At 52.1% G+C, this 11,312-nt stretch carries 12 protein-coding genes; 11 read left to right on the top strand and 1 reads right to left on the bottom strand.

Translation table 11 applies throughout. The annotated features are described in order from the left end of the window. Window positions 1-119 precede the first annotated feature (119 nt). The 3 genes from garD (at window position 120) to yhaV (ending at window position 2,702) form a co-directional block, all read left to right on the top strand. Complete coding sequence (garD, locus tag E0D98_RS17165) at window positions 120-1,691, top strand: galactarate dehydratase (RefSeq protein ID WP_001273741.1); 1,572 nt, start codon at window positions 120-122, stop codon at window positions 1,689-1,691. 148 nt (window positions 1,692-1,839) lie between these two features. Then, the gene (locus E0D98_RS17170) at window positions 1,840-2,238 is read left to right on the top strand and encodes a type II toxin-antitoxin system PrlF family antitoxin (protein ID WP_096934896.1); all 399 of its coding nucleotides are present in this window, start codon (window positions 1,840-1,842) and stop codon (window positions 2,236-2,238) included. Next, the gene (yhaV, locus tag E0D98_RS17175; protein WP_000347279.1) at window positions 2,238-2,702 is read left to right on the top strand and encodes a type II toxin-antitoxin system ribonuclease toxin YhaV; all 465 of its coding nucleotides are present in this window, start codon (window positions 2,238-2,240) and stop codon (window positions 2,700-2,702) included. Before E0D98_RS17170 ends, yhaV begins: the two co-directional genes overlap by 1 nt. A 54-nt stretch (window positions 2,703-2,756) precedes the next feature. Here yhaV and agaR read toward each other — a convergent pair whose 3' ends face one another. Beyond that, window positions 2,757-3,566 carry an aga operon transcriptional regulator AgaR gene (gene agaR / locus E0D98_RS17180; RefSeq protein ID WP_047086772.1) on the bottom strand — a complete coding sequence of 270 codons (810 nt, stop codon included), beginning with the start codon at window positions 3,564-3,566 and terminating at the stop codon, window positions 2,757-2,759. A gap of 248 nt (window positions 3,567-3,814) precedes the next feature. Here agaR and kbaZ point away from each other — a divergent pair, with 248 nt between their 5' ends. The 8 genes from kbaZ (at window position 3,815) to kbaY (ending at window position 11,208) form a co-directional block, all read left to right on the top strand. Continuing rightward, window positions 3,815-5,095, top strand: coding sequence for a tagatose-bisphosphate aldolase subunit KbaZ (gene kbaZ / locus E0D98_RS17185; RefSeq protein WP_047089147.1), 1,281 nt, complete (start codon window positions 3,815-3,817; stop codon window positions 5,093-5,095). Window positions 5,096-5,117: 22 nt separating this feature from the next. Then, entirely contained in the window at window positions 5,118-5,591 is a 474-nt protein-coding gene (agaV, locus tag E0D98_RS17190; RefSeq protein ID WP_001295547.1) for a PTS N-acetylgalactosamine transporter subunit IIB, read from the top strand. Between the two features lie 10 nt (window positions 5,592-5,601). Beyond that, window positions 5,602-6,381: a PTS N-acetylgalactosamine transporter subunit IIC gene (agaW, locus tag E0D98_RS17195; RefSeq protein WP_000406214.1), complete on the top strand. Its 780-nt coding sequence runs from the start codon at window positions 5,602-5,604 to the stop codon at window positions 6,379-6,381. After that, a complete protein-coding gene (agaE, locus tag E0D98_RS17200; RefSeq protein ID WP_001298758.1) occupies window positions 6,371-7,249 on the top strand; it encodes a PTS N-acetylgalactosamine transporter subunit IID in 879 nt (292 codons plus the stop codon). Before agaW ends, agaE begins: the two co-directional genes overlap by 11 nt. A 17-nt stretch (window positions 7,250-7,266) precedes the next feature. Then, on the top strand, window positions 7,267-7,701 hold the full coding sequence (gene agaF / locus E0D98_RS17205) for a PTS galactosamine/N-acetylgalactosamine transporter subunit IIA (protein WP_000948824.1): 435 nt from the start codon (window positions 7,267-7,269) through the stop codon (window positions 7,699-7,701). After that, window positions 7,698-8,831, top strand: coding sequence for an N-acetylglucosamine-6-phosphate deacetylase (gene nagA, locus E0D98_RS17210; RefSeq protein ID WP_001349995.1), 1,134 nt, complete (start codon window positions 7,698-7,700; stop codon window positions 8,829-8,831). The genes agaF and nagA overlap by 4 nt, the downstream gene beginning before the upstream one ends. A gap of 349 nt (window positions 8,832-9,180) precedes the next feature. Next, window positions 9,181-10,335 (top strand): AgaS family sugar isomerase, encoded by a 1,155-nt coding sequence (locus E0D98_RS17215; RefSeq protein ID WP_001114873.1) that lies wholly within the window; start codon window positions 9,181-9,183, stop codon window positions 10,333-10,335. Window positions 10,336-10,347: 12 nt separating this feature from the next. Then, window positions 10,348-11,208, top strand: coding sequence for a tagatose-bisphosphate aldolase subunit KbaY (kbaY, locus tag E0D98_RS17220; RefSeq protein WP_000022766.1), 861 nt, complete (start codon window positions 10,348-10,350; stop codon window positions 11,206-11,208). Window positions 11,209-11,312 lie beyond the last annotated feature (104 nt).

The following is an 11,312-nucleotide window of genomic DNA, read 5'->3' on the forward strand; positions in this document are numbered from 1 at the left end:
CATTGATCACATTTCTGCGTTTAAACTCCTGACATTCTTATTTCACCCAATGAAGTCATTTATTTTTAAATGAGACCAGGTCCTCATTTTAATAACCCCTGGCTGGAGAATATAGTACAATGGCCAACATCGAAATCAGACAAGAAACGCCAACTGCGTTTTATATAAAAGTTCACGACACAGATAATGTGGCAATTATTGTTAATGATAATGGCCTGAAAGCAGGAACGCGTTTTCCGGATGGACTGGAATTAATTGAACATATTCCCCAGGGGCATAAAGTCGCATTGCTGGACATTCCGGCTAATGGTGAAATTATTCGTTATGGTGAAGTGATTGGTTACGCCGTGCGTGCAATCCCACGCGGAAGCTGGATCGACGAATCAATGGTTGTACTACCGGAAGCGCCGCCGTTACACACGCTGCCACTGGCAACCAAAGTCCCGGCCCCCTTACCGCCGCTGGAAGGATACACCTTTGAGGGCTATCGCAATGCCGATGGCAGCGTGGGCACCAAAAACCTGCTCGGCATCACCACCAGCGTCCACTGTGTGGCAGGCGTGGTGGACTATGTAGTAAAAATCATTGAACGCGATCTGCTACCGAAATACCCGAACGTCGATGGCGTGGTGGGGCTGAATCATTTGTACGGCTGTGGCGTGGCGATTAACGCACCGGCGGCAGTTGTGCCTATTCGTACCATCCACAATATTTCGCTGAACCCTAACTTTGGCGGCGAAGTAATGGTGATTGGTCTGGGTTGTGAAAAGTTGCAGCCTGAGCGCCTGCTGGTCGGCACGGATGATGTGCAAGCTATTCCAGTAGAAAGCGCCAGCATTGTCAGTTTGCAGGATGAAAAGCATGTCGGTTTTCAGTCCATGGTCGAGGATATTTTGCAGGTCGCCGAACGCCATCTACAAAAACTGAATCAACGTCAGCGAGAAACCTGTCCGGCTTCAGAACTGGTTGTCGGCATGCAGTGCGGTGGCAGCGATGCCTTTTCTGGCGTAACGGCAAACCCGGCGGTTGGCTATGCGTCTGATCTACTGGTGCGCTGCGGCGCAACGGTGATGTTCTCAGAAGTCACGGAAGTGCGTGACGCGATCCATCTGCTAACACCACGCGCAGTGAACGAAGAGGTCGGCAAACGGCTGCTGGAGGAGATGGAGTGGTACGATAACTATCTCAATATGGGAAAAACCGACCGCAGCGCCAACCCTTCGCCGGGCAACAAGAAAGGCGGTCTGGCAAACGTGGTAGAGAAGGCACTCGGCTCCATTGCTAAATCGGGTAAAAGCGCAATTGTTGAAGTGCTGTCGCCCGGTCAACGCCCGACTAAACGCGGATTAATTTACGCCGCGACGCCAGCCAGCGATTTTGTCTGTGGCACGCAACAGGTGGCTTCGGGTATCACCGTGCAAGTGTTTACGACCGGTCGTGGTACGCCGTACGGCCTGATGGCGGTACCCGTCATTAAAATGGCGACCCGCACCGAGCTGGCGAACCGCTGGTTTGATTTAATGGATATTAACGCGGGCACTATCGCCACCGGCGAAGAAACCATTGAAGAGGTGGGCTGGAAGTTGTTCCACTTTATTCTCGACGTCGCCAGCGGGAAGAAGAAAACCTTCTCGGATCAATGGGGGCTGCATAACCAGCTGGCAGTGTTTAACCCGGCACCGGTGACCTGATTTCTTTTGGAACGTCCCTCGCAAAACATGGCCTTAGTGCCATGTTTTTATTGTTTAAAGCCCCCACGTCCATTAATAATGCATTTGCATTACCTTAGTTCAAGCTTATAATTTGAGCAGAAAACAGGCTGTAAAAGGACAGTGAATCATGCCCGCTAATGCTCGCTCTCACGCTGTACTGACCACTGAATCAAAGGTCACGATACGCGGACAAACAACTATCCCCGCGCCAGTGCGTGAGGCCTTAAAACTGAAGCCAGGCCAGGACAGCATTCATTACGAAATTCTGCCTGGTGGGCAAGTCTTTATGTGCCGACTGGGAGATGAACAGGAGGATCATACTATGAATGCATTTTTGCGTTTTCTGGATGCAGATATCCAGAACAACCCGCAAAAAACTCGTCCATTCAACATTCAACATTCAACATTCAACATTCAACATTCAACATTCAACATTCAACATTCAACATTCAACATTCAACAAGGAAAGAAACTTGTCGCTGGCATGGACGTCAACATTGATGATGAGATTGGCGACGACGAATAATGGATTTTCCACAAAGGGTTAATGGTTGGGTGCTATATGCTCATCCCTGTTTTCAGGAAACCTACGACGCTTTAGTTGCCGAAGTCGAGACATTAAAGGGAAAAGATCCTGAAAATTATCAGAGAAAAGCCGCCACAAAGTTATTGGCGGTAGTCCATAAAGTGATTGAGGAGCATATCACGGTCAATCCATCATCACCGGCATTCCGTCATGGCAAGTCGTTAGGCTCTGGGAAAAATAAAGACTGGTCACGGGTAAAATTTGGTGCTGGTCGTTATCGTCTCTTCTTTCGTTATAGTGAAAAAGAGAAAGTCATCATTCTGGGATGGATGAACGATGAAAACACTCTGCGCACCTACGGTAAAAAAACAGATGCCTATACCGTATTCAGCAAAATGTTAAAAAGAGGACATCCTCCTGCCGACTGGGAAAGCTTCACCCAAGAGACAGAAGAAAACCATTGATGGTGTTCACAATGCCCGCCGAACGTATTCGTGTTGACCAGCGGGCACCCTTTCTCACTCCCCGACCAGAATCACTTCAACCCCAGCCTTTCGCAGTCCTTCCAGACTATCCGCAGGAATGCCTTCATCAACAATGATCATGTCGATACGTTGAGTATCAATGATCTTATGTAAACTGGAACGATTGAATTTACTGGAATCGGTGACCACGATGATCCGTTCCGCAACTTCGCACATCCGACGGTTTAAACGGGCTTCATCTTCATTATGTGTGCTGACGCCGCGCTCCAGATCGATCGCATCTACACCAAGAAACAGCATATCGAAGTGGTAATTTTGCAGCGATTGCTCAGCCTGATCGCCGTAAAAAGATTGCGACTGACGGCGCAAATGCCCGCCGGTCATCAGCAGCTCAACGCCTTCCGCTTCCAGCAACGCATTAGCCACGTTCATACCGTTGGTCATCGCAATTACGTCAGTGTGCTTACGCATCAGACGAGCAATCTCAAAAGTGGTAGTCCCGGAATCGAGGATCACCCGATGACCAGGCTGAATCAACTCAACGGCAGCTTTCGCAACGCTGCGTTTCATCGCGGTGTTCAGCGCGCTTTTATCTTCCACTGATGGCTCGACTGACGGCGTCGTGCTATCGCAGATCAACGCGCCACCATAGGCACGCACAGCGATCCCCTGCTTTTCCAGAAACGCCAGATCATTGCGGATCGTCACAGTAGATACGCCATACAATGCCGACAGATCGTTAACCTGCACACTCCCTTGCTGTCGCAGACGCTGAATGATCTGTTCTCGTCGCTCGCTGGTGCCAGTCACTCGCTTCTTACCTGAAGCGTCGGTATTACTCATAGTAAGTCCTTTCGTAAAACTTTCGTTTCATTTCGTTTTGCCTATTAACGCCTTTCTATTAAGCAAATGCAAGCCCACCTTGCCCATTGACGCAAGCTACTCTCGTTTCAGTGACTTTCATTATGTTTCTTTTGTGAATCAGATCAGAAAACTATTATCTTTCGTTTTATTTTTATCTCACCATGACGCAGTATCAACTGAAACAAAACGAAAGATTAATATCGCAGTAATCTGAACTGGAGAGGAAAGTGAAACATATGACAGAAATGGTGAGACAGCACAAAGCGGGCAAAACAAATGGAATTTATGCCGTTTGTTCCGCACATCCGCTGGTGCTGGAGGCTGCAATCCGCTACGCCAGTGCAAACCAAACGCCGTTACTGATTGAAGCAACCTCCAATCAGGTAGACCAGTTCGGCGGTTATACCGGAATGACGCCCGCCGATTTTCGCGGCTTTGTTTGTCAGCTCGCCGACTCGTTGAATTTCCCGCAGGATGCGTTGATTCTGGGTGGTGACCATCTGGGGCCAAACCGCTGGCAAAACCTGCCGGCCGCTCAGGCAATGGCCAATGCCGATGATTTGATTAAAAGCTACGTTGCGGCAGGATTCAAAAAAATCCACCTTGATTGCAGCATGTCCTGTCAGGACGATCCGATTCCCTTAACTGATGACATCGTGGCTGAACGCGCCGCCCGTCTGGCGAAAGTGGCGGAAGAAACCTGTCTTGAACACTTTGGCGAAGCCGATCTGGAGTATGTCATTGGTACCGAAGTGCCGGTACCTGGCGGCGCGCATGAAACCTTAAGCGAGCTGGCGGTCACCACGCCGGATGCCGCCCGCGCCACGCTGGAAGCCCATCGTCACGCCTTTGAAAAGCAAGGTTTGAATGCCATCTGGCCACGCATCATTGCCCTGGTGGTTCAACCCGGCGTCGAATTCGATCACACCAACGTTATTGATTATCAGCCCGCCAAAGCGAGCGCCTTAAGCCAGATGGTCGAAAACTACGAAACGCTGATTTTCGAAGCGCACTCTACCGATTATCAAACGCCGCAATCGCTGCGCCAGCTGGTGATTGACCACTTTGCCATTCTGAAAGTTGGCCCAGCGCTGACCTTCGCCCTGCGTGAAGCTCTGTTCTCTCTGGCGGCGATTGAAGAAGAACTGGTGCCAGCGAAAGCCTGTTCTGGTCTGCGTCAGGTGCTGGAAGACGTGATGCTCGACCGCCCGGAATACTGGCAAAGCCACTACCACGGTGACGGCAACGCGCGTCGTCTGGCGCGTGGTTATAGCTACTCGGATCGCGTGCGCTATTACTGGCCGGACAGCCAGATTGATGACGCTTTCGCTCATCTGGTACGTAATCTGGCGGATTCACCAATTCCGCTACCGCTCATCAGCCAGTATCTGCCGCTGCAATACGTGAAAGTTCGCTCCGGCGAGCTGCAACCGACGCCACGGGAACTCATTATCAACCATATTCAGGACATCCTGGCGCAGTACCACACAGCCTGTGAAGGCCAATAAGCAAAACAAAGAGGAACACGCTATGCCAAATATTGTTTTAAGCCGGATTGATGAACGCTTGATTCACGGTCAGGTCGGCGTTCAATGGGTCGGATTTGCGGGGGCAAATCTGGTGCTGGTAGCCAACGATGAGGTTGCCGAAGATCCGGTACAACAAAACCTGATGGAAATGGTACTGGCAGAAGGGATCGCCGTACGTTTCTGGACGCTGCAAAAAGTTATCGACAACATTCATCGCGCCGCCGATCGACAGAAAATCCTGCTGGTTTGTAAAACACCCGCCGATTTCCTGACGCTGGTGAAAGGTGGCGTTCCGGTGAATCGCATTAACGTTGGCAATATGCACTACGCCAATGGCAAACAACAAATCGCCAAAACGGTTTCTGTGGATGCGGGCGATATCGCAGCATTTAACGACCTGAAAGCCGCTGGGGTGGAATGCTTCGTTCAGGGCGTCCCGACAGAGCCTGCTGTGGACCTCTTTAAATTACTTTGAGGGATTCATCATGGAAATCAGCCTGTTGCAGGCATTTGCGTTGGGCATTATCGCCTTTATCGCTGGCCTGGATATGTTTAACGGCTTAACCCATATGCACCGCCCGGTGGTCCTCGGCCCGTTGGTCGGGCTGGTACTTGGCGATCTGCATACCGGAATTTTAACCGGCGGTACGCTGGAACTGGTGTGGATGGGGCTGGCCCCGCTAGCGGGCGCACAGCCGCCTAACGTGATTATCGGTACTATCGTCGGCACGGCGTTTGCCATTACTACTGGCGTGAAACCCGATGTCGCGGTCGGTGTCGCCGTACCTTTCGCTGTCGCAGTACAGATGGGGATTACCTTCCTGTTCTCGGTGATGTCTGGCGTGATGTCTCGCTGCGACCGGATGGCGGAGAACGCCGATACTCGCGGCATTGAACGCGTGAACTATCTGGCACTGCTGGCTCTCGGCACTTTCTATTTTCTCTGCGCTTTCCTGCCTATCTACTTCGGCGCGGAACATGCAAAAACCATCATTGATGTCCTGCCGCAACGATTAATCGACGGCCTCGGCGTCGCGGGCGGCATCATGCCAGCAATCGGTTTTGCCGTGCTGCTGAAAATCATGATGAAAAACGTCTACATCCCCTACTTCATCCTGGGCTTTGTTGCCGCAGCCTGGCTCAAGTTACCGGTGCTGGCTATTGCTGCCGCTGCGCTGGCGATGGCGCTGATCGACCTGCTGCGTAAATCTCCTGAACCGACTCAACCTGCGGCACAGAAAGAGGAATTTGAAGATGGCATCTAATCAAACCACCCTGCCGAACGTCAGTGAAAACGAAGAAACATTGCTGACTGGCGTCAATGAAAACGTGTATGAAGATCAGAGCATTGGCGCGGAGCTGACGAAAAAAGATATCAACCGCGTCGCCTGGCGTTCCATGCTGTTACAAGCGTCTTTTAACTACGAACGTATGCAGGCTTCTGGCTGGTTGTACGGTCTGCTGCCTGCTCTGAAAAAGATCCACACTAATAAACGCGACCTGGCGCGCGCCATGAAGGGGCATATGGGTTTCTTCAATACCCATCCGTTTCTGGTGACATTTGTTATCGGCATTATCCTTGCGATGGAGCGTTCTAAGCAGGACGTTAACAGTATTCAGAGCACCAAAATTGCCGTCGGTGCGCCGCTCGGCGGGATTGGTGATGCGATGTTCTGGCTGACGCTACTGCCGATTTGTGGCGGGATAGGCGCAAGCCTTGCGCTACAAGGCTCTATTCTTGGCGCAGTCGTATTTATTGTGCTGTTCAACGTGGTACACCTGGGGCTGCGTTTTGGTCTGGCGCATTATGCTTACCGCATGGGCGTGGCGGCGATTCCACTCATTAAAGCGAATACCAAAAAAGTCGGCCATGCTGCGTCTATCGTTGGGATGACGGTAATCGGCGCGCTGGTGGCAACCTATGTTCGTTTAAGCACCACGCTGGAAATCACTGCGGGCGACGCAGTGGTTAAGTTACAGACTGATGTTATTGACAAACTGATGCCTGCCTTCTTACCGCTGGTCTACACCTTGACCATGTTCTGGCTGGTACGCCGCGGCTGGAGTCCGCTGCGTCTGATTGCAGTTACCGTGGTTCTCGGCATCGTCGGTAAATTCTGCCATTTCCTTTAAATACAATGAGGTATTAGATGTTAAGTATTATTTTGACAGGGCATGGCGGGTTTGCCAGCGGCATGGAAAAAGCAATGAAGCAAATTCTCGGTGAGCAATCGCAGTTTATCGCCATCGATTTTCCGGAAACCTCAAGCACCGCGCTGCTTACATCGCAGCTTGAAGAGGCCATCGCCCAACTGGATTGTGAAGACGGCATTGTTTTTCTGACGGATTTGCTGGGCGGCACGCCGTTTCGCGTAGCTTCAACGCTGGCGATGCAAAAACCGGGCTGTGAAGTGATCACCGGCACCAATTTGCAACTGCTACTGGAGATGGTGCTGGAGCGCGAAGGGTTAAGCGGTGAAGAATTCCGTGTACAGGCGCTGGAGTGTGGACACCGAGGGCTGACCAGTCTGGTGGACGAGTTAGGCCGCTGCCATGAAGAATGTCCGGTCGAGGAAGGAATATGACACACGTTCTGCGCGCCAGAAGGCTGCTGACTGAAGAGGGATGGCTCGATGACCATCAGTTGCGTATTGCTGACGGTGTCATCGCAGCAATCGAACCGATTCCAGTGGGCGTGACTGAACGCGATGCGGAACTGCTCTGCCCCGCTTACATCGACACCCATGTACACGGTGGTGCGGGCGTTGATGTAATGGATGACGCGCCGGATGTACTCGACAAGCTGGCAATGCACAAGGCACGCGAAGGTGTCGGCAGTTGGTTGCCGACTACCGTAACCGCGCCGCTTAACAGCATTCATGCGGCGCTGAAACGTATTGCTCAACGTTGCCAACGCGGCGGACCTGGTGCGCAAGTGCTGGGGAGTTATCTCGAAGGACCGTACTTCACGCCGCAGAATAAAGGCGCGCATCCGCCGGAATTGTTTCGCGAGCTTGAAATTGCCGAGCTGGATCAATTGATTGCCGTTTCTCAGCACACCTTACGCGTGGTAGCGCTGGCACCGGAAAAAGAGGGGGCATTGCAGGCCATCCGCCATCTTAAACAGCAAAATGTACGAGTGATGCTGGGGCATAGCGCGGCGACCTGGCAACAAACTCGCGCCGCGTTTGATGCTGGTGCCGACGGCCTGGTGCATTGCTATAACGGGATGACAGGTTTACATCACCGCGAACCGGGAATGGTTGGCGCGGGATTAACGGACAAGCGCGCCTGGCTGGAACTGATAGCCGATGGTCATCATGTGCATCCGGCGGCAATGTCGCTGTGTTGTTGCTGTGCGAAAGAGAGAATCGTACTGATCACCGACGCGATGCAGGCAGCTGGGATGCCGGATGGTCGCTATACGTTATGTGGTGAAGAAGTGCAGATGCACGGTGGCGTTGTCCGTACCGCGTCTGGTGGGCTGGCGGGCAGTACGCTGTCTGTTGATGCGGCAGTGCGCAATATGGTCGAGTTGACGGGCGTAACGCCTGCGGAAGCCATCCATATGGCGTCGCTGCATCCGGCGCGAATGCTGGGTGTTGATGGTGTTCTGGGATCGCTTAAACCGGGCAAACGCGCCAGCGTCGTTGCGCTGGATAGCGGGCTACATGTGCAACAAATCTGGATTCAGGGTCAATTAGCTTCGTTTTGATGGTTTGCTCCATTATTGGGCCTTCACTTCCCCCGTAAGGCCTTTCTTTTTCTTTCTTTTTGATCTGTGCAGCGGTGTCGGATGCGACGCTAACGCGTCTTATGCGACCTACGGTACGCCGCATCCGGCAATCGGTGAACATAGCGACGTCATTACGCAATTCTTAATCTTCCCTTGTCTTTTCTTTCAACGATCACAGATTTCGTTTTATTTCCTTTTTCTCCATTGAACTTTCAGTTTCTTTTCTATAGATTTTAATCAACGAAAGACATCACCAAGTGAAATGAAACGAAAGGCAAGTGAAAGCGACAACGCCCGACGTCAAGTTCATCAGACTAAGGATTGAGTTATGCCAGAAAATTACACCCCTGCTGCCGCCGCAACCGGTACATGGACTGAAGAAGAGATCCGCCATCAGCCTCGCGCATGGATCCGTTCACTCACCAACATCGACGCGCTACGTTCCGCGCTCAATAACTTCCTTGAACCGTTACTGCGCAAAGAGAATCTGCGGATCATCCTGACCGGAGCCGGAACGTCGGCATTTATCGGTGACATCATCGCGCCGTGGCTCGCCAGCCATACCGGTAAAAACTTCAGCGCCGTACCGACCACCGATCTGGTCACCAATCCGATGGACTACCTGAATCCAGCTCATCCGCTGCTGTTGATCTCCTTCGGTCGATCCGGCAACAGCCCGGAAAGCGTCGCTGCCGTGGAACTGGCAAATCAATTTGTACCGGAATGCTATCACCTGCCGATCACCTGCAACGAAGCGGGCGCTCTTTACCAAAACGCGATCAACAGCGATAACGCATTTGCCCTGCTGATGCCCGCAGAAACGCACGATCGCGGCTTTGCGATGACCAGCAGCATTACCACCATGATGGCCAGCTGCCTCGCGGTTTTCGCACCTGAGACGATCAACAGCCAAACCTTCCGCGACGTGGCGGATCGTTGCCAGGCGATCCTGACCTCACTGGGCGATTTCAGCGAAGGTGTGTTTGGTTACGCACCGTGGAAACGGATCGTTTATCTCGGCAGCGGTGGCTTACAGGGCGCAGCACGCGAGTCGGCGCTGAAAGTGCTGGAACTGACGGCGGGTAAACTGGCGGCCTTTTATGATTCTCCAACCGGATTCCGTCATGGACCAAAATCGCTGGTCGATAACGAAACACTGGTGGTGGTATTTGTCTCCAGCCACCCTTACACCCGTCAGTATGATCTTGATCTGCTGGCTGAACTCCGCCGTGACAACCAGGCAATGCGCGTAATCGCCATCGCCGCGGAAAGCACCGACATCGTCGCTGCCGGTCCACATATTATCCTGCCGCCGTCACGTCACTTTATCGACGTTGAGCAGGCATTTTGCTTCCTGATGTACGCCCAGACGTTTGCACTGATGCAGTCGCTGCACATGGGCAATACGCCGGATACCCCATCAGCCAGTGGCACCGTTAACCGCGTGGTGCAAGGCGTAATCATTCATCCGTGGCAGGCATAAGAGGATCGCATTATGAGCATTATCTCCACTAAATATCTGTTACAGGACGCCCAGGCCAATGGCTACGCGGTGCCTGCTTTTAACATTCATAACGCCGAGACGATCCAGGCGATCCTCGAAGTGTGCAGTGAAATGCGATCGCCGGTGATCCTCGCCGGAACGCCGGGGACCTTTAAACATATCGCGCTGGAAGAGATCTACGCCCTGTGCAGCGCCTATTCCACAACCTACAACATGCCACTGGCGCTGCATCTCGACCACCACGAATCGCTGGATGATATTCGCCGTAAAGTCCACGCAGGTGTGCGCAGTGCAATGATCGACGGCAGCCACTTCCCGTTTGCCGAGAACGTGAAGCTGGTGAAATCGGTTGTTGACTTCTGCCACTCACAGGATTGCAGCGTGGAAGCAGAACTGGGCCGCCTGGGCGGTGTTGAAGATGACATGAGCGTTGACGCCGAAAGTGCATTCCTGACCGATCCACAAGAAGCTAAACGCTTTGTCGAACTGACTGGCGTCGACAGCCTGGCGGTAGCGATTGGTACGGCGCACGGCTTATACAGCAAAACGCCGAAGATTGATTTCCAGCGGCTGGCGGAAATTCGTGAAGTGGTGGATGTTCCTCTGGTGCTACATGGTGCCAGCGATGTTCCAGATGAATTTGTCCGTCGCACTATTGAACTTGGCGTCACAAAAGTGAACGTTGCCACAGAATTAAAAATAGCCTTCGCTGGCGCGGTTAAAGCCTGGTTTGCGGAAAATCCGCAGGGTAATGATCCTCGTTATTATATGCGCGTCGGAATGGATGCGATGAAAGAAGTTGTCAGAAATAAAATTAATGTCTGTGGTTCAGCGAATCGAATTTCAGCATAATCATTAGTTTTTTATGATTTATCCCAATGTACTTCCCGATTAATATCGGGGAGTGCCTTAATGGAAAAGGAGATGACTAAACCTTAATAAATACATCAGTACAA

This window comes from Escherichia sp. KCJ4928, from assembly GCF_004352695.1.
Taxonomy (GTDB): domain Bacteria; phylum Pseudomonadota; class Gammaproteobacteria; order Enterobacterales; family Enterobacteriaceae; genus ECMA0423.